This is a genomic window from Cyclobacterium xiamenense, from assembly GCF_042140265.1.
GTDB lineage: Bacteria > Bacteroidota > Bacteroidia > Cytophagales > Cyclobacteriaceae > Cyclobacterium > Cyclobacterium xiamenense_A.
The window spans coordinates 1,045,985-1,066,269 of the sequence record NZ_CP159481.1; the positions used below are offsets into that span (position 1 = coordinate 1,045,985).

Consider the following 20,285-nt stretch of genomic DNA (forward strand, 5'->3'; position numbering starts at 1 on the left):
TTATTCGCGTTCATATAGGTTGTCAATAAGCTTGCTCATAGAAGGTCCGGTACTCTTCCAGATCCTTGCGTTTGTTGAGTTGCTGAAAATTTTCTATGGAGATCACAAAACTACTATTTTTTATCTCCTCCGGTAAGGAATCGTTGTTAAAACTGTTTAAAAACGTTTCCCGGTAAACCAGGGACCTTTCCGCATTTGGAAACGGGCTGATGATGAGAATTTTGGTTTCCCGATTTAAGCCGATAGTTCCTGTTCGCAATCGCTCGTTGGTGAAATTTGTGTTGTGAAAATTCTCCAATTCAGCCGTTAGGTTCCCCACATTTTCTGCCAGCTCTTCGTCCATGGGAAGGATGAAAATATGGGTTTGGGACGGGTTTTCGGTGTACGGAGATTGCTCGCCTGTAGGCAGGGCCGCCGCCTCGGTTTCCTGGACGTCTCCAGCCTCGTTTCCCATTTGGGAGGTCTCCTCTGCCGGCACATCGGAGTCCTCTTCTTCACTGACCGCCTGTAGCAGTTCCCCGGCAAACGCCAATAATTCTTCGTCCTGGGCGTTCTGCATAAAGCTTTGCAAACGTTCTTTGTACCGGTCCACTGATTCCAGCTTCCCGGCAATAAGAATATCCAGCAGCAATAATCGGTCCGTATGTTTGGTTAAGGGATAACGGTTGAGTGTTTCCCGGATGATATCCCGGGCGGCGGCATATTCCTGCTCACTGTAATACCCATAGGCCTTCTTGTAGTTCTCTGCGGATTCGAAATTTGCCTGCGAGCCGGACACTTCTTCCGGGTTATTTACCGATTTGGTAAACTGGGAATTTGGGAATTCTTTGTTCAACAACTGGGCGTACTGATCCGGATTGCCATTTAAATCCCTGGAGGCGAGGTACAGCGTATAATAAGCCTCTGGCTTTTTCGGTGTATCGGGAAATTCTTCGATAAGTTTTTTCAAATTAGCGACTGCTTTTTCCGGACGTTTCAAATCGAAGTACAGGAGTTTACCCAGATTAAAATAGGCATTTTCGGTCTCCTCGCGCATTTTTTGAAGGGTCTCTGGTTCATTCGGTATTCGGCTTAGCAGGCTGGCTTTGTCAGGAAGTTGCGTGGCAAAGGAGGTTTCGGTTGAATTTTCTGATGCCGTTTCGGTGGCCGGGGTATTCGATGGAATCGCTTCGTTGGTATTTTCCTGAAACCCTCGGTTACTACTCCGCCAATTGTCCGACAGGGGCCGGTTTCCCCAAGTCCTGTTGAATTCGAGCGAACCTCGTTGGATAGCGGCCGGGTTATCCCAGTAAAAGCTCGAGCCCCCTGCTCCTCCGCTGCCTCCAAAAGCGAGCAGATTCTCAAAAATTCCCGTAGATTTTCTTTCACTGGCCTCTTCCGCTTCCCGGATAAGGCGTTCTTCTTCCCTGGCCAGGTAGGCATCTACGTAAGCCTCCTGGTCCGTTGCACTGAGTTGGCTCAGTTTTATCAGGCTGTCATTTCTGGTAAGTAACTCGTAGTTTTCGGCATATTGGTCAAAAACTTCTTTTCGGGAGGATAGGGAAGCGTAATTCCGGTCCGTTTCCTTGAAATTTGAAAGGGCGCTGTCCAGGTAATATTTGGTTTTGAGGAAGTCCTCTTTTTCCTCCAGGAATACCTCCGACAATTCCTGGTAGATGTACCCCTTTTGCCGATCGTTTTCGCCGGGTTGTTTCGCTGCTTTGCTGTACAGACGAATGGCCTCCTCCAGGTTTCCCTGTTTTTTTTTCCAAACGTCCCTTTTCGAAAAGGATCACGTCCCGGAACTCGACATTTTTATTGTCCGCATACAAGTCGTCGTAGTAGTCTCTTACCCGCTTCAAGTCCTTGCTTTTTTCTAATTCGGCCACCTGCTGGGAATAGAGTTGCGCAAAAAAGGTGCGTTCGTAGGTCGGACTTCCGGACAATGATTTTTGATAATATTCGTAAGCGAACGCATCCAATCCGGCAAGTTGGTACATCTGGCCCAAAATAAAATTAATCCGGGAAGCTTCCGCCTTGTCGTCCGTAAATTCCAGGGCCTTGAACAGGGAGGGCACGATCATGTCCGTTTCACCCCTGGCTTCGTAATAGTAGGCCAGCGTGGTGTAAAGGAGCTTCTTGTTTTCTCTGCTAATGGAGGGCTCTTTGGACAGATAGTCCACCACATAGTTTGCATCTTCAAACTGTCTGAGATCTATGAATGATTTCAGCAGCCGAATCAGTGATTCATGCCGGACTTCATTCTGCGAACTGTTTACATTCAGGTACTTGAAGGTGTTTTGTGCTTCATCGAACTTTCCCTGGTAATAATCCACCCGACCGATAAGTAAATACGAAGGATCCACCCATTTGCTGATTTTGTGCCAATCCACCGCTTTTGATGCCATTTCCCTGGCTTCGATCAACAATTCTTCGTTGGCTTCGATGGTGCTGCTGTCAACGGGGAAAAATACGGGCAACACCTGCGAAAAATCTTCCTGGTATTCTTGCTCAATTTTAGTCTCCAGTTCCTTGATTTTTTCTTTCGCGTAATAATAGGCATTGAATCTGGCCGTTGTGTTATGATACAAACGATTGGTAAAGGTATCTTTTTGGGAGGAACAGCCAGGCGCACCTGCCAGCAGGAGAAAAGCAGCCAATATAGAAAGGAGTGTCTTGCGCAAGTTGCCGAGTGTTGATTGACGGTTCAAATTAGTTCTTTTGAAATAAAAATTTAAACGAAAGGAATTTAATTCTATTTTTGTAAAAGATAATGCCTTAAAACGGGAACCCATTGAGTGTAAAACAGAAAATAAACGACTGGATTGAAACCAAGTTTCTGATTGTCATCAGAAAAGAGGAGGACTTTTCGGTCATCACTTCTTTTACTATTACGAAGATACGGGTAGGATTATTGTTAACCTTGCTGTTTCTGACCTGCTTTGTCCTGTCTTTGTTTTTGTCCAAGACGTTACTGGCCCGTTGGTTCGATCCCATGTACGTGGAAACAGAAAACATGGTGAGAATCCACGCCTTGTCAGAAACGATTGATTCGCTGATTGTGGAGGTAGAGGCCAAAGATCAGTACGTTCGAAACATTCAGATGGTGCTTTCGGGAGAGTCCGAACCCGTTCCGGAGGAAATCGCCCCGGAAGAAAACCGAGGGGAGCAACAGCCGGACCGTTCCGGGATCGATCTATACAAAAGCAGCGAAGCCACCCGGAACATAATCAGCGAGTTTGAGTCACTTCCCCTGGAGGAAGGAGGCTTCGGGAGAGTCAATAACGGTACGTTTACCGATAATTATTTCTTTCCGCCCGTAAAAGGCGTGGTAACCAACAGTTTTTCTCCGTCGGAAAATCATTTTGGAATAGACGTCGTTGCCGGGGAGGACGAGCCGGTAAAGGCAATCGCCGATGGGACCGTGGTTCTCGCCAGTTGGACCTTGGAAACCGGATATGTGGTAGGAATACAGCATTCGAATGAATTGATTTCGATTTACAAACATAATTCTGTAATATTGAAAGCTGTCGGTGATCCGGTTCGAGGAGGAGAAATCCTGTCCATTATCGGAAATACCGGGGAGCAGACTACGGGACAACACCTGCATCTGGAATTGTGGTACAGGGGCAATCCCCTTGACCCAGGGGAATTCATAACATTTGACTAATTATGGCAAAAAATACGGATGAAAGAAGAAACACCAACGAGCTGGTAAGTTCGAGTAACTTGGTGGCCATGGGAACGGTAATCGTCGGAAACATAGGTTCTCAGGGAAATATCCGGGTAGAGGGCACGGTGGAAGGGTCCCTGGACTCCCAGCAAAAGATCATTATTGGCGAATCCGCGAAGGTAAACGGAGACGTGAAAGCAGCGGACGTGGAAATTTCGGGTCAGGTCAACGGGGACATTCAATGTGAAGAGTCGTTGTTCCTAAAAAAGACGGCTCTGATAATCGGCGATATCTACACAAAAAAACTCATCATCGAAAACGGGGCGGAGTTTAACGGGAAATGCAACATGGGAACCAATAATCAGTTAAAAATTGATCGGGAGCATGTCAACCCCAAAAAACAAGCCTCCTCAAATTGATTCGCGGGGTTTTTTAAAATACATAGGACTAGCGTTTCAGATGGGCGTCGTTATCGCCCTGGGTACCTATCTGGGATACAGGGCAGACCTTGAGACCGGGATGTCTTTTCCGCTCTTCTTGCTCATCGGTTGTTTTCTTTCCCTTGCAATCGCCTTTTATCAGCTCTTCAAATCTCTCAAATCCGACGATTCCTGATCCCCATCCCAACGTTTGGTGCGATCCTCTAATCATGCAAGCAGCTTCGATACAATGGATTTTAAAAATTACCGCTTTTACCCTGCTTTTGGCATCAATTGGCTGGCTGGGAGAGCTCGTTTTTCCCGGCCCCTGGTTTCACCGTCATTTTTGGTCCGTTTTGCTTTTCTTTGCCCTGCTGACGGGAGTCACCGGACTGCTGGCCCTTCGATTGATGCGGTCGGAAATGTTTCATTCGGTGTCCGTTATTCTTGGTACCACCGTCTTACGGCTGCTGCTTAGTATAGGCTTTGTTTTTTTGATTTTATTGCCCGGCGATGAAAATTTACTTTGGTTTGTAATTGATTTCTTTCTAATTTATTTGTTGTACTTATTGTTTGATATGTACGGCTTAATAAGTAATTTGCGCCTTCATTCGAAATAGGCGATAAAAAATATTTTGATGTTCCGCAAATTAATTAGGTTAAGTTTCTTATTGTCAGTGGTTTTACTGACTTTTTCTGCTTCCTCTATGGCAGCCTCCGGTGAAGATGAAGACAAGACGAGTTTCATCATGCATCACATCAAGGATTCCCATGAATGGCATTTCGCCACCCTTGGTCATACCCATCTCACCTTGCCGCTGCCTGTGATCGTTTACTCGGGCGACAGGGGCTTTGAATTCTTTTCCTCCAGTTCATTTGTGGATTCGGAAACGCATCATTTTGGCGTCGAACATGCGGGGTACTACATCGATGAGCACGACAAACTTCAGGCTGTAGACGAAAATCGTAGTTTCGTGGATTTGAGCATCACGAAAAACGTAGCCATGTTGTTTCTGGTATTGGCCGTCACCCTATATCTGATTCTAAGTGCCTCCCGGCACTACAAAAAACATCCAAACCGACCGCCGACGGGGATTGCCTCATTTGTAGAACCCATCGTGGTTTTCGTCCGGGATGAGATCGCACTTCCGAATATCGGACCAAAGTACAAGAAGTTTACGCCCTACCTGCTTTCGCTGTTTTTCTTTATCTGGATCGGTAACCTTTTGGGATTGCTCCCGGGAGCGGCAAATCTCACCGGTAATATTGCGGTAACCGTTACACTGGCGATGATTACCTTTTTCGTCACCAATTTCAATGGCAACCGTGCCTACTGGAAGCACGTGGTCGCTACACCTGGCGTACCCTTGCCGCTGTTGCTCATCATCGTACCGGTAGAAATTATCGGTTTGTTTACCAAGCCTTTTGCCCTTACCGTTCGATTGTTTGTGGCAATCACGGCTGGACACATTGTGATTTTAAGCTTTATTGGGTTGATATTTGTCTTCGAATCGTATGCAGTTGGCGTGGCTTCCACCCTGATGGTGGTCTTTATCAATGTCATTGAATTGTTGGTGGCAACCATACAGGCCTATGTATTTACGCTGTTTTCGGCCATGTACATCGGAGCGGCCGTTGCAGACCACGGACACGATCATTAATTCGAAATTTCTTTGTTCAATTTAATTAAATAAAAAACGAGTATGTTGACTTCATTATTATTGACTGCCGGTTTTGCACTCATGGGTGCTGGTATCGGTGCCGGAATTGTAGCGATAGGCGCAGGTCTGGGTATTGGTAGAATCGGTGGACAAGCCATGGAAGGCATTGCAAGACAGCCAGAGGCAGCTGGAAAAATCCAGACCGCAATGCTGATCATTGCTGCACTTATTGAAGTGGTTTCCTTGTTTGCAGTAGTAGTATGTCTGCTGATTGCGCTCAATGGCAACCTTACTTTCTAAAAAAGAAGACGGGGACCGGCATTAGGCCGGTCCTTTATTTAAAATTGAACAATCCACACAACACGCTTAATATTATTTACCATGGATCTGATTAGCCCCGACTTAGGATTGATTATCTGGCAAACGATTGGTTTCGCCATCCTGTTTCTGCTGCTGGCAAAGTTTGCCTGGAAACCCATACTTTCTGCGTTGGAAGAACGAGACGGGGCCATAGAGGCCTCCCTCAATGAGGCACAGAAAGCCAAAATGGAAATGGCCAATCTGGTAGCTGAAAACGAGAGGTTGCTTCAGGAGGCCCGGATCGAACGGGACGAAATCCTTCGGGCGGCCAACGCATACGCAGCAAAATTGATGGAGGAGGCGAAAGGAGAAGCGGCCAGTGCCGGCGCTAAGATGATCGAGGAAGCCAAAGCTGTCATCGAAACAGAAAAACAAGCTGCCCTGACGGATGTAAAAATTCAAGTGGCAGAAATGTCCTTACGCATTGCTGAAAAGCTATTGAGGCAAAATCTTGCCAGCGAACCATCCCAAAAGAAGCTGGTCGAAGACTTTGTAAAAGACTTAAAATTAAACTAAACGTTCCGGAATGTCAGCATACAGAGTAGCTTCACGATACGCAAAATCATTGTTGGAACTGGCAGTGGAGACCAATGTATTGGAAAAGGTGTACCAGGACCTGGAAAGTGTGCACAACACGGTGGAGCAAAGCCCAGAGCTGCTTGATCTCATCAAAAGCCCTGTAATCACTTCCGAACAAAAAATGACGGTCATCCGTGCGCTGTTCAGCAGGAACGTGGTTCCACTTACCCTTCGATTTTTTGAACTCGTGAGTAAAAAAGGCAGGGAGAGCCTGCTTCCCGAGATGGCCCGGGGTTTTCACCGGCTTTACAACCAGCACCTCGGCATCCAAAAGGCCGAGGTAGTGGCTACCATTCAATTGGACCAGGCTTTGCGGGATTCCTTTATTGCAATTGTAAAGGAAGTTTCCGGTAAGGACCGGGTGGAATTGGTAGAAAAAATCGATCCTAACCTGATCGGCGGATTTGTGTTAAACATCGAGGACCGGCAATTGGACGAGTCGCTGAAGAGCAAGTTGCAACAATTGCGATTGGGTTTTACCCAAAACCTGTACGAGAAGAAATATTAATAATAGCTGTAATCAATACTAATCCTATACAATAATGGCAGATGTAAGACCTGATGAAGTTTCGGCAATTTTGAAAGAACAACTTTCTGGTGCCAAAACCCAAGCGGAATTGGAAGAAGTTGGGACCGTGCTCCAAGTAGGTGACGGGGTGGCCCGAATTTATGGACTTTCCAAAGCGCAAGCAGGGGAGTTGATCGAATTTGAGAATGGTTTAAAAGCCATGGTGCTCAACCTGGAAGAAGACAATGTGGGAGCGGTGCTTTTCGGTGATGCCAAGTCTGTCAGGGAGGGAGATACCGTCAAACGAACCAGGCGTATTGCGTCTATCAAGGCAGGAGAAGGAATGTTGGGTCGGGTGGTCGACACCCTTGGAACTCCGATTGACGGGAAAGGTCCCCTGGAAGGTGAGCTTTATGAAATGCCTTTGGAGCGAAAAGCCCCGGGGGTGATCTATCGACAGCCGGTGAACGAGCCGCTTCAGACCGGAATCAAGTCCATTGATGCCATGATTCCGATAGGTAGAGGCCAGCGTGAGTTGATCATCGGCGATCGGCAAACCGGGAAAACAGCGGTTGCCATCGATACGATTCTGAACCAAAAGGAGTTTTACGACAAGGGGCAACCCGTGTTTTGTATCTACGTGGCTATCGGACAAAAAGCCTCAACAGTGGCAAACGTAGTAGCAGCCCTTGAAAAAGGAGGAGCTCTGCCCTATACCGTTGTCGTCAGTGCCTCCGCAGCAGATCCTGCTCCCATGCAGTTTTTCGCTCCATTTACCGGGGCAGCCATTGGCGAGTTTTTCCGGGATACGGGACGTCCTGCACTGGTGGTATACGATGACTTATCCAAACAGGCCGTAGCCTATCGGGAGGTATCCCTATTGTTGAGAAGGCCGCCGGGACGGGAAGCTTACCCTGGAGACGTTTTTTACTTGCATTCCAGATTGCTCGAACGGGCCGCTAAAATCAATGCTTCGGACGAGATAGCCAGTAAAATGAATGATTTGCCACCTTCTCTTGCACCTTTGGTCAAGGGAGGGGGATCCTTGACCGCCCTTCCCATTATAGAAACCCAGGCCGGTGACGTTTCTGCGTACATTCCTACCAATGTGATTTCCATTACGGATGGGCAGATATTTTTGGAGACCAACCTTTTTAACTCGGGAATTCGTCCCGCGATCAACGTCGGGATATCCGTATCTCGCGTCGGTGGTAATGCCCAGATTAAATCCATGAAAAAAGTAGCAGGGACGCTTAAACTGGACCAGGCGCAGTTTCGTGAGTTGGAAGCTTTTTCCAAATTCGGATCGGATCTGGACCCCACCACCAAGCGAACCATCGAGCGCGGGAGAAGGAATCAGGAAATTTTAAAACAAGGGCAATATTCACCGGTGAAGGTGGAACTTCAGGTAGCCATTATATTTGCTTCTACCAAAGGTCTACTTGATTCCGTACCGGTGGATCAGGTTCGGGCGTTCGAAAAAGACTTTTACAACCTCATCACAGCACAATATCCTGAAGCAATTACCGCCATCAGCAAAGGGGATATGGATACCATGGGAACACTGCTTAAAAAGGCAGTTGATGAGTTGGCACCCAAATATGCGGCCAAATAAATTTCAGAATTCGGTAACAAAGAAGGATAGCAACCAATTATGGCCAATCTAAAAGAAGTAAAGGAACGGATCAACTCGGTAAGCTCTACTCAACAAATCACCAAAGCAATGAAAATGGTGGCGGCAGCCAAGTTGAGAAGAGCACAGGACAAAATTGTCCAAATGAGACCCTATTCCCAAAAACTTACCTCCATTTTGAATAATATCTCCTCCGGCGCGGAAGGTAGTACCGATATTGTGTATGCGGAAGAGCGGGATGTTTCTAACCTTCTGATCGTGGCCATAACCTCTGACAAGGGCTTGTGTGGGGCATTCAATTCCAATATTTTGAAAGCTTCCATGGCCCTCATTGAGGAAAATAAAGACAGGCAGATCACGGTGATGCCGGTAGGGAAAAAGGCTTTGGACTATTTTAAGAAAAGATCTTTTCCCTTGATTTCCGATTATTCGAAGTTGTTTGAAGACGTTTCTTTTGATCCGGTAAAGGAAGCGGCCGAACACGTCATGGCATCATTTGTTTCGGGCAAGTTTGACAAGGTGTTGCTCGTATATAACGAGTTTAAGAACGTTGCGACACAAGAGGTGATAAAGGAACAGTTTCTGCCCATCAGCAAAATAGAGCAAGAAGATGGAGCCAGCCGCTCCAGTCAGGAATACCTAGTGGAGCCTTCCCGTGAATACATCATTGAGGAACTGGTTCCAAATTCCCTGAAAATCCAGTTTTACAAAGCCATCCTGGATAGCAATGCTTCCGAACACGGGGCGAGAATGACGGCCATGAGCAAAGCGACCGACAATGCCGCCGAACTTCTGAAGGAATTGAAACTGGTCTATAACCGAACCCGGCAGGCGGCCATCACCAACGAGATCCTTGAAATCGTGGCGGGTGCGAACGCCCTGGAGGGCAATTAGTGCGGGCAGACCCGAATTGAAAACCGATTGAATGCGCTCAATCGGTTTTTTTTTGCTCCGGCTGTCTCGGCGGATGGCGATTATACCTATATTGGGTATCGGTAGAAAAAGGCCTGTGATCGTATGGATTGGATGCAGGGCATGCGGCTCGGAAGTATTCAAGTACACCAAAGAACAGGCAGTGACGGATCCATGAAAGAAATTGAAGCCCCTGAGTTTTTAGCATACAAGCGTGAGTTTCCGGTTTTGGATACCCGTTCACCTGCAGAATACGATGCGGGTCACCTGCCCGGAGCAATCAGTTTTCCACTTTTTGACAACAAGGAGCGTGAAATCATCGGGACCTTGTACAAAGAAAAGGGAAAGCAGTACGCCATTCGGGAAGGGCTGCGGATAATTGGGCCAAAAATGATCGGCTTTATCGATAAAGCCTCCGCCCTACAGTCCTCCCAATTCCTGGTGCATTGCTGGCGTGGGGGCATGCGTTCCCAAAGCATGGCCTGGCTATTGGAGCTGTACGGGTTTTCTGTCTGGGTCCTGAAAGGGGGCTACAAGGCCTACCGGAACGCCTCGCTGACCTACTTCGAAAACCCACCCTCGCTGAGGGTACTCACTGGGGCCACTGGATCGATGAAAACCGCTCTTTTGAAACAACTGCGGGAAATGGGCGAGCAGGTAGTGGATTTGGAAGCGCTGGCAAATCATCAGGGGTCTAGCTTCGGAAATCAACTCAGTACAGGCCAACCTACCACCGAGCAATTCCAAAATGACCTGTTTGACGCTTTTCTCGCCCTGGATCCAAAAAGTCACGTATGGATTGAAGACGAGTCGTTTTCCATTGGGAGAGTACATTTGATAGAACCGCTCTATCGCCAGATGCAACTCGCGCCCCATTACCACCTGAAACTTCCCCTGGAAAAACGCATTGACGTATTGCTCGGCGATTATGGCGGGCTATCTTCAGAAAAGCTGATCAAGGCAATAGAAGGGATCGCCAGAAAGCTGGGGATCGGAAATACCCGGCAGGCGATCGCGCATGTAGAGGCCGGAGAACTTGGAAAAGCGGCGGCCCTTGTATTGAATTATTACGACCGGGCCTACCAGAAAGGGATTCAAAAGAAATGGAACAAAGTAGTCGGAGAGTCTTATGTGAGCGCCGATAATTTGAAAGGAACTGCAGAACAATTAATCAATTATGGAAAAGGAGAACATTAAATTAACGCAGTATAGTCACGGAGCAGGCTGTGGATGTAAGATTTCTCCGGCGGTATTGGCAGAGATGTTGCACCAGAAGGAGGGAAGCAGGATTCAATTTCCAGGGTTATTGGTTGGGAACGAGGAAAGCGACGATGCGGCAGTATTCGATCTGGATGGGCAAACCGCCATTGTTAGCACCACCGATTTTTTTATGCCCATCGTAGATGACCCCTTTGATTTTGGCGCGATTGCAGCGACCAATGCGCTGAGCGATATTTACGCCATGGGTGCCCAGCCTCTTATGGCCATTGCCATCTTGGGCTGGCCCATTGACAAATTGCCCCCTTCGGTGGCTAGCCGCGTGCTGGAGGGTGGACGTGCTGTGTGCCAGCGTGCAGGGATTCCATTGGCTGGAGGGCATAGCATCGATGCTCCGGAGCCGATTTTCGGATTGGCAGTGACGGGAAAAATACCGAGCTCACAGGTAAAACGGAATAACGGGGCCAAAGTAGGCGACCGTTTGTACCTGACCAAACCGCTGGGCGTGGGCATGGTGACCACTGCTGAAAAAAAAGGACTCGCGGAACCGGAAGACCTGGACCTCGCCAAAAACTCCATGCTTCGGCTCAATACCATTGGGGCTTCGGTGGCCTCCTGGCCTGAGGTGCATGCCATGACCGATGTGACCGGATTTGGACTGGGAGGACACCTGACTGAAATGTGTCAGGGCTCGGGAGTATCTGCCAGGCTGGTAATGGACCTGGTGCCGCGCTTTTCTTTTGTTGACAAGTACCTCAAACTTGGCTGTATTCCCGGCGGCACACACCGGAATTGGGATAGCTATGGACAGGGGATACATGTAAAAAGGCAGGACGATCAGCTGTTGGTGGCAGACCCGCAGACCAGTGGCGGTCTGCTGATGGCGGTGAACCCCGAAGCCCAAAAATCCTTCGAAGAAAAGATGAATAAGGAGGGCTACGAGTTAGTCCCTTTCGGTGAAATCCTACCAAAATCGGATTTCACCATCGATCTTACCTAATTAGCAGGTCGGATATGGCCTGCAATAATGCCTCACTTTCGGAGATGGCTTGTTCCAATGGAAGACCCCTGGACAGCCCGGGCCGCTTGTGTCCGGTATGGGTCAGCCAGGCATCGCGGGCCAACTCTTGTTTTTTACGGATCAGCGGAAGCAAAGCCCTGCCCTGGGGAATCGAATCGAAAGCAATGTCCGGCAGATCGGCCTCCAGGTGCCTGGATTCCCCGATTCCGTACAGTAAACTTCTGGCCATGAGCCAATGCCCCTGTTCACCCGGGTGAATCGCATCCCCGGCAAGGGCAAAGTCTGAATCAACTTCTCTGCGGTCTTCCAGAAATTTTCGCATGGGCCAATGTAAATCAATCACGTTCCAGCCCGCCGCGTATCGTTGGCTGACCAGCCAGGAGGCATAGAGGTCCAGGACTGCCGCATAGGCAGGGTCTTTGGCGGGATCAAAGACAGGCGGTGTCAGATGAATGATGGGAATTCCCAGAGCCTCCGCTTTTTGCTGTAGCTTTTGTTGGCCTGTTTTGTAGGCAGCAAAGCGCGATTCATCAAAGGGCAAGTAAATGCCGTCGTTCATGCCGTAACAGGAAAAAATCAAATCCGGTTTTATCGCTTCCAGAACCCGATCCAGTCGGTGGTGCAAATCCGGTCTGGGAAATGCTCCTCCCGCATGCCCTTCCTCTGATAAACCCGAGACGGTTTCGCTGGGCAAGCCCAGGTTGTAAAACTCCCAGTCCCTTTCCGGATGCATCAATCGCAGGTAGGTTTCCGTGTAGGTCAGGTACTGGCCGGAATAGGTGATGCTGTTGCCGAGAAAAAGTATCTTCTTCGTAGAGGAGGGAATGGAATAGGTTGTCTGGGCTACTAACGATGAGAATAAGAAATAGCAGGCGACACTAAGAATGGCTTTGAAGATCATGTGAAACGTATGGTTATAGCATGTAGCAAACACAAGTTACCGAAAACGAATCGGTTTTTACAGCAAAGGAGAGCTCAACGGAGATTTTTTTGCTTGACCCGTAGTGCAAAACGCAGCAGTTCCTCCTCAATACTTTCGCGCTCCGCCTGGTTTTGATCCAGTTTTTTCTTTAGTTTTTTAAGCTGAAAGTCCGGCTTCACTGCCAATACACGAAAGAAGAAACTCGTGATAATGAGTCCCTGCCTCGCCTTCATTAGCAGCGCCCTCAATTTGTATCCCCTTGCCAGGTGTGTAAGCCGGGCCACCTTGAAAATCCGCAGGGTACGCACAAAGGAGATAAACGGTAATACAATGATAAGCAGGTCGATCCAGTTCTTTTTTATGTACCCAAACTTGTCATTGGTGATGGAGACGAGTAGTAGGAACTCCAGGGCAAAGGCAAGCCAAATAAAGCCTTGCACCATGTCCAGGACAAAGGAAAGGTCGGTATGCAGAAAAGCTTCTACTTCGTCATAAAAATTCCATTCGATGATGAGCACCGGCAGGATCAGCAAGGCAACGACGATCATCGGTACGGAAAACTTTTCCTTCAGGTGCTGCAATAGCCCCTCGTTGCAAAGGGACCAGCGGTACACGGGCAGCCAAGTTTTTTCGGGTTCCGTGTAGTGCCGCAAGCTCATCCCAAGGGGAGGAAACAACACGCTCAGTAGTTTTGATGTAAAGGCAGCTCGCGCGATTTTGGTTTTCGTTTGGATGGATAAATAGAGAATGACCAGAAAATCGACCAGATACAGCAGCCAGATAAAGCCGTATACCTGCGCCAATTTACTGAGGAAAGGATTCAGGTGGATTCCATCCTTGTCCACAGCAAAGTTATTAAGAATGGCGGCTGTGATCAGTAACATCAATATGCTGGTAAGGAACAAGGGGGCTGCGGTGAGATTTTGATACCAAAAAAGGCGGGTCGCATGCTTGTTTTTTAGTCCGGTTTGCAGGGATAAGTCCCGGTTGGATTGTACTTGTAGCAATATTGGATACTCGGTGGCCAATGCCCCAATCGGCCGGAGCATTCCCTCACGCTTCAATAGGTTTTCTACCTGTGCCAGAACGTAAGGGTTTTCGCAGCGCTCAATAGCTGCAAGCAGCGAAGTTTTTCTGTCTTTTTCCTGTTCGTTCATAACTGCTGTTTGAATACCAAAGATACGCGCTTGCCGGAAGGCGCCAAAAGGAAACTAGCTACAAGCCCATTTCTCAATTGAACGGAGCCTGGTAAAAATGTGAATCAACATTTTTACCAGGAGTGAAAAATGCAGTAAGCATTCGTTGTACGCCATTATCGGGGATTAGCGACAGCGAGCGCTCTTTGGTCCAAGAGGCACCGGCGATTTTGGAGCAACAGCTTTGCCGCACGGGCAATGGCTCCAAGACCGGTAAGCTTGCATGGGTAAATACGCTGCCTTTCCGTGGTTCTTTTACGGTTTCGGCAGTTGTACGATTGGGGGATCAACGGCAGCAGCTGGAACCTGGACGACTCTCAGCGGCTGGAACGTACATCAGCGCGCGATTTGTCCTGTGGGCCTGGGGATACAGGCATTTTTGGTCGGCCCGGAATGGATAAGGAGACAGCCGAAAAAGCGAACATAGAAATAGAAATTGTGGAAAGAGATGGCTATTGGCTGGTCCGTGCATTGCTCCCGCCGTGGAAAAAAAATGCGGTTTATCCAGCTTCGGGTTGAATAATGCCATGCGGAGACCGGTACCTGGGATTCTCGTCCGTTGCATCAGAGGAGTCTTGTAACCGACTCCATTAGTGGTTGTGAATCAGAGGTAAAGCGAAAAGGGTCAGACAAAAAACTATTTCACCGGCTTGTATAGGTAATCTCAATAAATCTGCCTACATTTTCGTAAACTTTCAACAGCCATGAGCAAGGACAAAGGAGAAAAGAAAACGGATAAGAAAAAGCCCGCCAAGAGCATGATGGAAAAAAGGGCAGATAAAAAGCAAAAGCAGGCCGAAAAAAAGAAAAGCGGCTGATTCCCGCTTGATTGTCTTTAAAAATCGCCCCGGAAAAAACCGGGGCTTTTTTCGTTTATTTTTTAACTTGTCATCCGACCAGCGGGTCATCGTAAAAAAAATAACCCTCACAAACATGAAAAGAATCGTTTTGTGCTGTATGGCAGCACTTCTTTGGAGCAATTGCTCCTGGGCTCAGGTAGCGCCACTGACCGTCGCTACCTTCAATATCCGGTATGCCAACCCGGGAGATGCGCCTGACACCTGGGAAAACCGAAGGGCCGTGGTGGCAAATCTTATTCGGTTTCATGAATTTGACATCGTAGGAATACAGGAAGGACTTCACCGTCAGGTAATGGACCTCACCGATCTGTTGCCCCAGCATGAGTTTGTTGGTGTGGGACGGGACGATGGCAAAGAGGCAGGGGAGTATGCTGCGATTTTCTACAATCGGGACCGGTTCAGTGTGCTACAGACCGATACCTTTTGGCTTGCACCGGAGACAGGCTATCCGAATAAGGGATGGGATGCGGCATTACCCCGAATTTGCACCTGGGCAAAAATGGAAGATAAGGCAGCGGGAAAGAGCTTTTTCGTATTCAATACCCATTTTGACCACCGGGGAGTGGAGGCCAGAAACCAATCGGCCCGATTAATTTTGGAAAAAATTCAGGAAATAAATCCGGGAGGTCTGCCCGTACTTCTTACGGGAGATTTTAACGTGGGACAGGACACCGACGCTTACCAACTCCTAAAAACTGCACCCGGAATGAAAGATACTTTTGTTGCTGCCGCGTTGGTGTATGCGAACAACGGAACGACCAATGGATTTGATACCAGTACCAGTACGGAGCGAATCATTGACCACATCTTCGTCAGTGAGTCCATCGCCGTAAGAAAATATGGTGTTTTGACCGATACCTATCACGGGAGGTACCCATCGGATCATTTTCCCGTAATGGCAGTGGTTTCCTGGTAATTTGCAGGTCTTATGTGCGCATCGTGGTGTCTTTTAAAAAAAAGGCAGGATTCAACCGAATCCTGCCTTTTTTCATTTGTTGCCTTAAAAAATGCCATTTGGTCAACATTGCAAGCAAAAAAAGTTTTCCCGAGCCGGGTCGGAAAACTTTTTCCGACCCGGCCTGGACCTTTTGAAAAAAAACAAACTTACCTGACCTAAAAATCGAATCAACACGTTCCAACCGCTGCCCAAAAAGTACAAGTAAAAAAATAATCTTCCTGCTCTCACCTATCCACTTCGCACTTTCCCTACCGCCTTTCGCCGCTTCGCTCGCAGGAAAGAACCAATAAACGAATGAGACTAGTTTTCCGATAAGGATGAATTCCAGATACCGTTCTTATCGTCCCCCGAAAGCATTTCCATGAACTTGCTCCATGAACTGAGTCGTTTTCGGTCTACTTCTCGAAACATCACTTGCTTCTGACGAATCACGGCGATTAATTCCATTCCTGTTTCGTGAGGAATGTTGACGACTTCATCGCCGATTTGAATGTTGAGGTTGCCGTTGTCGGGATCTACCCAGGTTTTCAACTCCTGAGTATTGGTTTCAAAGGTGTACTTTAACATGACGCTGTTTTTTTAGTAAAAATTGATTAAAAAAGAAATGATAAACCGGATACATACAGAATGCAGCTGCTTATGCGGCCTTGTACTTCTGGTCTTTTAATGCATGATACCTGCCTTGTTGGCTTTTTTGGCCCGACAAGGACTCCATGAACTTACTCCAAGAGCTGTTTTTCTTTCGTTCTACTTCCTGGAAGATAACTTGTTTCTGACGAAGGACCGCAATCATTTCCGCGCCGATTTGGTGGGGAATGTTGACTGTCTCGTTTCCAATTTGGATGTTAAGGGAACCATTCTTAGGATCTACCCATGTTTTCAATTCCCTCTCTGCTGTTTCGAATGTGTACTTTAACATTACGCTGTTTTTTTATGTGAAAGAATATCTTTTGACAAAGCCCACCCGCTGTTACCTGGTTTTCAAAATCGGTCGTAAACAATTGCTGTTAATTTGACTCCCGACTTTGTGACTTTGCTACTGTTTGATGATGCTAAGGTAGATAAAATTTTTAAAACAAAAAACATTTTTGATAATTTAAAATACAATTTTACGTGTCTAAAAATTGAAAACACCGATTTTATCGTTTTTTGGCCATTTTTGGCCATTTTTTTATCATAAAAAAAATTAACATTTTTTTTGCGCAGACAAACGGTACCCATACACGTAAGGCTCAGTGAGTTTGAAAAAAGGTAGATGGTTACGCGGTGAGTGGAGCGGTTCCATTGCTTTCCGAAGAGGTTTTCACCCTTGGATACTTGCCATTTACCATATTTGGTTAGGAATTCTCTTTGGATTTGGATAAACTGCCTGCTGTACACCGGAGGCGTTTCACACCTAAGCGAAGGAATGGCTGTACACAACTACGTATTCGTACTAAGCACTCTTTGATTATGACACCATCAATTAACGACTCAAGAAGAAAATTCATCAGGACGTCCGGTATGGCTACGCTCGGTTTTATGGGACTCTACCAATTCATGAATCCCGGGCTATCGCAGGCGAAAGGGGCATTGAAGCCGGCTTTGGGGTATGGACCCCTAAAAAAGGATCCCGCAGGTATTTTGAATTTACCGGAAGGCTTTACCTATAAGATTATAAGTAAAAAGGGAGATAAAATGGCGGACGGCCTGTATTTACCAGGCCTTGCGGATGGAATGGGTGCCTTTCAGGGCAAGAAGGACAGGACGATCGTGGTTAGAAACCACGAAATCAGTCCGGACTCTCTCGAGCATTCTGGTTTCGGTGCCAACAACGAATTGGTAGGAAGGCTACAGCCGGATGATTTTTACGACTTTGGGAAGGGAATCATGCCCTCGCTTGGGGGTACCACTACCTTCGTTTACAACGAGAATACCGGGGAATTGGAACACCAATACCTAAGCCTGGCCGGGACGGTTCGGAATTGCGCTGGGGGAATTACTCCCTGGGGTTCCTGGCTGACCTGCGAAGAGAGCACAGTCAAAAAAGGGGATTACGAAAACAAGTTGGAAAAGGATCACGGCTACGTTTTTGAAGTACCCGCGAAAGAAGCCATCCATCGAGCGGTGCCAAAGCCGATTAAAGCGATGGGAAGATTTAATCACGAAGCGGTTGCCATAGATCCGGCATCGGGAGTAGTGTATTTGACCGAAGATCGCGGGGACGGCATTTTTTACCGCTACGTTCCGAATAGCCCCGGGAATTTGCAAAAAGGAGGAAAACTACAGGCCCTCGCAATCCTTGGCCAGGAAAGCCGGGATACCCGGAATTGGGAAGATAGCGAAGGACCGGCATTTCCGGTGATGAAGTCCCATAAAGTCAGTTGGGTAGACCTTGAGAACGTTACGTCACCGGAAGACGATCTCCGACATCAGGGTTTTGAGAAAGGAGCCGCCGTTTTTGCGAGAGGGGAAGGAATCTGGTGGGGCGAAAATGAGGTGTATTTTGCCTGCACCAATGGAGGCAAAATTGGTGCCGGTCAGGTGTTTCGCTATACGCCCAGCAAATTCGAAGGCAGGGAGGAAGAGAGGGGAGCACCCGGCGAACTGAGCCTTTTTGCGGAACCAAACGACCGCAAGATTCTAAAAAACTGTGACAACCTGGCCGTCGCTCCCTGGGGAGATGTGATTCTCTGTGAAGACCACAAGCACCCCTTTCTGGTCGGGATCACGCCGGCAGGGGAACTATACCACCTCGCAGAGAACGTCGGTTATGCCTCTGAACTTACCGGTGGCGTGTTTTCTCCATCCGGGAAAACGTATTTTGTCAACATACAGGGACCGGGGATTACCCTGGCCATTACCGGTCCCTGGAAAAGTTAACTCAATCGGCCATGCCCTTCCCAGCCTGGACGGGTCAGAGGCTTCCTTTTGGTCGGCGATTTATGCGGTTTTTTCTCCCGGGGATGAAATAACTGCATCGCGGCAATCAGGGGAGCAAAAGACTGATTTTCTGTTTGGTTGCACCTGGGAATTCCTTTTTTGGGGCTCAAAACAGAATACTTTTGTTATTCATTAAAACATCATCTATATTTGCCACTCAAAATTTAAAATGATGGCGAAGCAAAAGACCAAAAAGGGAAAGGCAGCTCCTGATACATCCAATGAACTTCTGGAAAATCCGGAAGCAATCGCTACCCGTCTTGGAAGAGGCGAAGCGTTTTTAAAACAAAACACCCGTTTGGTAGGGGGAGTTATCGGCCTAATGATCCTTGTCATTGCCGGGATCGTTGGTTTTCAGATTCATAAAGCCAATCAAAACGAAAAAGCGCAGGGAGAGATGTTCCAGGCGGTTTACTATTTTGAGCAGGACAGTGTGGATTTTGCCTTGAACGGCGATGGGGTGCAGCCGGGCTTTTTGGAGATAATCGACGAATACGAAGGCACCGCTGCTGCCAATCTTGCCCATTTTTACGTGGGTTCCATTTACCTCTCTCAGGGAGAATACGCTTCGGCCGTTGACCACTTGAAAGACTTCTCTTCGGACGATTTTTTGGTGCAGGCGCATGCCTATTCCCTGATCGGCAATGCCTACATGGAGTTGGGTGAGGTTTCGGAGGCGATTCGGTACTACAAAAATGCCTCCTCGTATAAGGAGAATAAATTCTTCACACCAAAATACTTATCCAAACTCGCCATTGCTTACGAGGAAAATGGCAACCTGCAGGCAGCTATCGAAACCTATGGAGAAATTGAAAGTGAGTACAGCGACGCCTACGAATACACCGAGGCTCGGAAACACAAAGCGAGGCTAGAGGGTCTGGCTTCCAACTGATAGGCAGTCTATCAAGAATCAGGAAGAGTAAGGCCAGACAGGTTTTACTCTTTTTTTATATAATTTCAGGAAAAAATGGCTACATCGTTAAAAAATCTCAGTCACCATTCCGAAGCGAATATCTCCGATATTCGGGAGAAGAAATTTGCCCTGCTGGTCTCCGAATGGAATGATGAAATCACCGAATCCCTGTATAGCGGAGCATTGGAGACATTGTTGCGGCACGGGGCTAAAAAGGAGCACATTGTCAGGAAAAATGTTCCCGGATCCTTTGAATTGCCCCTGGGCGCTCAATGGATGGCCAGACGCGATGACATTGATGCAGTGATATGCCTGGGCTGTGTGATTCAGGGAGAAACCCGTCATTTTGAGTTCATTTGCAATGCCGTCGCACAGGGCATTACACAGGTAGGCCTGACCTTTAATAAGCCGGTTATTTTTGGAGTATTGACACCAGATACCCAACAGCAAGCCCTGGATCGGGCCGGAGGAAAGCATGGAAATAAGGGAGATGAAGCCGCCATAACCGCCATAAAAATGCTGGGATTTTAAGGGTGTTTCCAGTTATCCAT

Annotated in this window: 23 protein-coding genes; 17 read left to right on the forward strand and 6 right to left on the reverse strand. The window is 47.7% G+C overall.

What is annotated here, in order from left to right; translation table 11 throughout:
• Nucleotides 1-22: 22 nt before the first annotated feature.
• Nucleotides 23-1,036, reverse strand: coding sequence for a tol-pal system YbgF family protein (locus ABWH99_RS04400; RefSeq protein ID WP_375586539.1), 1,014 nt, complete (start codon nucleotides 1,034-1,036; stop codon nucleotides 23-25).
• Nucleotides 1,037-1,514: 478 nt separating this feature from the next.
• Nucleotides 1,515-2,663, reverse strand: a complete 1,149-nt coding sequence (locus ABWH99_RS04405) for a tetratricopeptide repeat protein (RefSeq protein ID WP_375585091.1) — start codon at nucleotides 2,661-2,663, stop codon at nucleotides 1,515-1,517.
• A gap of 110 nt (nucleotides 2,664-2,773) precedes the next feature.
• Here ABWH99_RS04405 and ABWH99_RS04410 point away from each other — a divergent pair, with 110 nt between their 5' ends.
• From ABWH99_RS04410 to selD, 12 genes are all read left to right on the forward strand, one after another.
• Nucleotides 2,774-3,649, forward strand: a complete 876-nt coding sequence (locus tag ABWH99_RS04410) for a M23 family metallopeptidase (protein ID WP_375585092.1) — start codon at nucleotides 2,774-2,776, stop codon at nucleotides 3,647-3,649.
• Between the two features lie 2 nt (nucleotides 3,650-3,651).
• Nucleotides 3,652-4,071 carry a polymer-forming cytoskeletal protein gene (locus ABWH99_RS04415; protein ID WP_375585093.1) on the forward strand — a complete coding sequence of 140 codons (420 nt, stop codon included), beginning with the start codon at nucleotides 3,652-3,654 and terminating at the stop codon, nucleotides 4,069-4,071.
• A 40-nt stretch (nucleotides 4,072-4,111) separates the two neighbouring features.
• Nucleotides 4,112-4,267, forward strand: coding sequence for an AtpZ/AtpI family protein (locus tag ABWH99_RS04420; protein ID WP_375586540.1), 156 nt, complete (start codon nucleotides 4,112-4,114; stop codon nucleotides 4,265-4,267).
• A 34-nt stretch (nucleotides 4,268-4,301) separates the two neighbouring features.
• Nucleotides 4,302-4,691: a hypothetical protein gene (locus ABWH99_RS04425; protein WP_375585094.1), complete on the forward strand. Its 390-nt coding sequence runs from the start codon at nucleotides 4,302-4,304 to the stop codon at nucleotides 4,689-4,691.
• A gap of 18 nt (nucleotides 4,692-4,709) precedes the next feature.
• Nucleotides 4,710-5,732, forward strand: a complete 1,023-nt coding sequence (gene atpB, locus ABWH99_RS04430) for a F0F1 ATP synthase subunit A (protein ID WP_375585095.1) — start codon at nucleotides 4,710-4,712, stop codon at nucleotides 5,730-5,732.
• Nucleotides 5,733-5,774: 42 nt separating this feature from the next.
• A complete protein-coding gene (gene atpE / locus ABWH99_RS04435) occupies nucleotides 5,775-6,032 on the forward strand; it encodes an ATP synthase F0 subunit C (protein WP_010854327.1) in 258 nt (85 codons plus the stop codon).
• 81 nt (nucleotides 6,033-6,113) lie between these two features.
• Nucleotides 6,114-6,608 (forward strand): F0F1 ATP synthase subunit B, encoded by a 495-nt coding sequence (atpF, locus tag ABWH99_RS04440; RefSeq protein WP_375585096.1) that lies wholly within the window; start codon nucleotides 6,114-6,116, stop codon nucleotides 6,606-6,608.
• Between the two features lie 10 nt (nucleotides 6,609-6,618).
• Nucleotides 6,619-7,179: an ATP synthase F1 subunit delta gene (gene atpH / locus ABWH99_RS04445; RefSeq protein ID WP_375585097.1), complete on the forward strand. Its 561-nt coding sequence runs from the start codon at nucleotides 6,619-6,621 to the stop codon at nucleotides 7,177-7,179.
• Between the two features lie 34 nt (nucleotides 7,180-7,213).
• Nucleotides 7,214-8,794: a F0F1 ATP synthase subunit alpha gene (gene atpA / locus ABWH99_RS04450; protein WP_375585098.1), complete on the forward strand. Its 1,581-nt coding sequence runs from the start codon at nucleotides 7,214-7,216 to the stop codon at nucleotides 8,792-8,794.
• A 39-nt stretch (nucleotides 8,795-8,833) separates the two neighbouring features.
• Nucleotides 8,834-9,706, forward strand: a complete 873-nt coding sequence (gene atpG / locus ABWH99_RS04455) for an ATP synthase F1 subunit gamma (protein WP_375585099.1) — start codon at nucleotides 8,834-8,836, stop codon at nucleotides 9,704-9,706.
• Nucleotides 9,707-9,829: 123 nt separating this feature from the next.
• The gene (gene mnmH, locus ABWH99_RS04460; RefSeq protein ID WP_375585100.1) at nucleotides 9,830-10,921 is read left to right on the forward strand and encodes a tRNA 2-selenouridine(34) synthase MnmH; all 1,092 of its coding nucleotides are present in this window, start codon (nucleotides 9,830-9,832) and stop codon (nucleotides 10,919-10,921) included.
• On the forward strand, nucleotides 10,902-11,942 hold the full coding sequence (gene selD / locus ABWH99_RS04465) for a selenide, water dikinase SelD (RefSeq protein WP_375585101.1): 1,041 nt from the start codon (nucleotides 10,902-10,904) through the stop codon (nucleotides 11,940-11,942). The genes mnmH and selD overlap by 20 nt, the downstream gene beginning before the upstream one ends.
• Here the strand turns inward: selD and ABWH99_RS04470 are convergent.
• Nucleotides 11,935-12,864 carry an SGNH/GDSL hydrolase family protein gene (locus tag ABWH99_RS04470; RefSeq protein ID WP_375585102.1) on the reverse strand — a complete coding sequence of 310 codons (930 nt, stop codon included), beginning with the start codon at nucleotides 12,862-12,864 and terminating at the stop codon, nucleotides 11,935-11,937. The two genes, selD and ABWH99_RS04470, sit on opposite strands and share 8 nt — an antisense overlap.
• A gap of 74 nt (nucleotides 12,865-12,938) precedes the next feature.
• Entirely contained in the window at nucleotides 12,939-14,042 is a 1,104-nt protein-coding gene (locus tag ABWH99_RS04475; RefSeq protein ID WP_375585103.1) for a hypothetical protein, read from the reverse strand.
• Between the two features lie 285 nt (nucleotides 14,043-14,327).
• Between ABWH99_RS04475 and ABWH99_RS04480 the strand changes: the two genes are divergently transcribed.
• The gene (locus ABWH99_RS04480) at nucleotides 14,328-14,600 is read left to right on the forward strand and encodes a hypothetical protein (protein ID WP_375585104.1); all 273 of its coding nucleotides are present in this window, start codon (nucleotides 14,328-14,330) and stop codon (nucleotides 14,598-14,600) included.
• 414 nt (nucleotides 14,601-15,014) lie between these two features.
• Entirely contained in the window at nucleotides 15,015-15,857 is an 843-nt protein-coding gene (locus tag ABWH99_RS04485) for an endonuclease/exonuclease/phosphatase family protein (RefSeq protein ID WP_375585105.1), read from the forward strand.
• Between the two features lie 342 nt (nucleotides 15,858-16,199).
• Here ABWH99_RS04485 and ABWH99_RS04490 read toward each other — a convergent pair whose 3' ends face one another.
• Nucleotides 16,200-16,466 carry a hypothetical protein gene (locus ABWH99_RS04490; protein ID WP_375585106.1) on the reverse strand — a complete coding sequence of 89 codons (267 nt, stop codon included), beginning with the start codon at nucleotides 16,464-16,466 and terminating at the stop codon, nucleotides 16,200-16,202.
• Between the two features lie 70 nt (nucleotides 16,467-16,536).
• Nucleotides 16,537-16,818, reverse strand: a complete 282-nt coding sequence (locus tag ABWH99_RS04495; RefSeq protein WP_375585107.1) for a hypothetical protein — start codon at nucleotides 16,816-16,818, stop codon at nucleotides 16,537-16,539.
• A gap of 533 nt (nucleotides 16,819-17,351) precedes the next feature.
• On the opposite strand from ABWH99_RS04495, the gene ABWH99_RS04500 reads away from it, so the two are divergent.
• The 3 genes from ABWH99_RS04500 to ribH all read left to right on the forward strand — a co-directional run bounded on the left by ABWH99_RS04500 (nucleotide 17,352) and on the right by ribH (nucleotide 20,265).
• Nucleotides 17,352-18,761 (forward strand): alkaline phosphatase PhoX, encoded by a 1,410-nt coding sequence (locus ABWH99_RS04500; protein WP_375585108.1) that lies wholly within the window; start codon nucleotides 17,352-17,354, stop codon nucleotides 18,759-18,761.
• 232 nt (nucleotides 18,762-18,993) lie between these two features.
• On the forward strand, nucleotides 18,994-19,713 hold the full coding sequence (locus ABWH99_RS04505; protein ID WP_375586541.1) for a tetratricopeptide repeat protein: 720 nt from the start codon (nucleotides 18,994-18,996) through the stop codon (nucleotides 19,711-19,713).
• Between the two features lie 75 nt (nucleotides 19,714-19,788).
• Nucleotides 19,789-20,265, forward strand: a complete 477-nt coding sequence (gene ribH / locus ABWH99_RS04510) for a 6,7-dimethyl-8-ribityllumazine synthase (RefSeq protein WP_375585109.1) — start codon at nucleotides 19,789-19,791, stop codon at nucleotides 20,263-20,265.
• Nucleotides 20,266-20,285: the final 20 nt, after the last annotated feature.

What these genes read in the sequence shown, in the direction of transcription:
- atpH (WP_375585097.1), top strand. Translation starts at nt 6,619, where the DNA reads ATGTCAGCATACAGAGTAGCTTCACGATACGCAAAATCATTGTTGGAA.
- ABWH99_RS04470 (WP_375585102.1), bottom strand. Translation starts at nt 12,864, where the DNA reads ATGATCTTCAAAGCCATTCTTAGTGTCGCCTGCTATTTCTTATTCTCA.
- ribH (WP_375585109.1), top strand. Translation starts at nt 19,789, where the DNA reads ATGGCTACATCGTTAAAAAATCTCAGTCACCATTCCGAAGCGAATATC.
- atpG (WP_375585099.1), top strand. Translation starts at nt 8,834, where the DNA reads ATGGCCAATCTAAAAGAAGTAAAGGAACGGATCAACTCGGTAAGCTCT.
- atpB (WP_375585095.1), top strand. Translation starts at nt 4,710, where the DNA reads ATGTTCCGCAAATTAATTAGGTTAAGTTTCTTATTGTCAGTGGTTTTA.
- ABWH99_RS04415 (WP_375585093.1), top strand. Translation starts at nt 3,652, where the DNA reads ATGGCAAAAAATACGGATGAAAGAAGAAACACCAACGAGCTGGTAAGT.
- mnmH (WP_375585100.1), top strand. Translation starts at nt 9,830, where the DNA reads ATGGATTGGATGCAGGGCATGCGGCTCGGAAGTATTCAAGTACACCAA.
- atpA (WP_375585098.1), top strand. Translation starts at nt 7,214, where the DNA reads ATGGCAGATGTAAGACCTGATGAAGTTTCGGCAATTTTGAAAGAACAA.
- ABWH99_RS04495 (WP_375585107.1), bottom strand. Translation starts at nt 16,818, where the DNA reads ATGTTAAAGTACACATTCGAAACAGCAGAGAGGGAATTGAAAACATGG.
- atpE (WP_010854327.1), top strand. Translation starts at nt 5,775, where the DNA reads ATGTTGACTTCATTATTATTGACTGCCGGTTTTGCACTCATGGGTGCT.
- ABWH99_RS04500 (WP_375585108.1), top strand. Translation starts at nt 17,352, where the DNA reads ATGACACCATCAATTAACGACTCAAGAAGAAAATTCATCAGGACGTCC.
- ABWH99_RS04425 (WP_375585094.1), top strand. Translation starts at nt 4,302, where the DNA reads ATGCAAGCAGCTTCGATACAATGGATTTTAAAAATTACCGCTTTTACC.
- ABWH99_RS04475 (WP_375585103.1), bottom strand. Translation starts at nt 14,042, where the DNA reads ATGAACGAACAGGAAAAAGACAGAAAAACTTCGCTGCTTGCAGCTATT.
- ABWH99_RS04420 (WP_375586540.1), top strand. Translation starts at nt 4,112, where the DNA reads ATGGGCGTCGTTATCGCCCTGGGTACCTATCTGGGATACAGGGCAGAC.
- ABWH99_RS04400 (WP_375586539.1), bottom strand. Translation starts at nt 1,036, where the DNA reads ATGCGCGAGGAGACCGAAAATGCCTATTTTAATCTGGGTAAACTCCTG.
- ABWH99_RS04505 (WP_375586541.1), top strand. Translation starts at nt 18,994, where the DNA reads ATGGCGAAGCAAAAGACCAAAAAGGGAAAGGCAGCTCCTGATACATCC.
- ABWH99_RS04485 (WP_375585105.1), top strand. Translation starts at nt 15,015, where the DNA reads ATGAAAAGAATCGTTTTGTGCTGTATGGCAGCACTTCTTTGGAGCAAT.
- ABWH99_RS04490 (WP_375585106.1), bottom strand. Translation starts at nt 16,466, where the DNA reads ATGTTAAAGTACACCTTTGAAACCAATACTCAGGAGTTGAAAACCTGG.
- selD (WP_375585101.1), top strand. Translation starts at nt 10,902, where the DNA reads ATGGAAAAGGAGAACATTAAATTAACGCAGTATAGTCACGGAGCAGGC.
- atpF (WP_375585096.1), top strand. Translation starts at nt 6,114, where the DNA reads ATGGATCTGATTAGCCCCGACTTAGGATTGATTATCTGGCAAACGATT.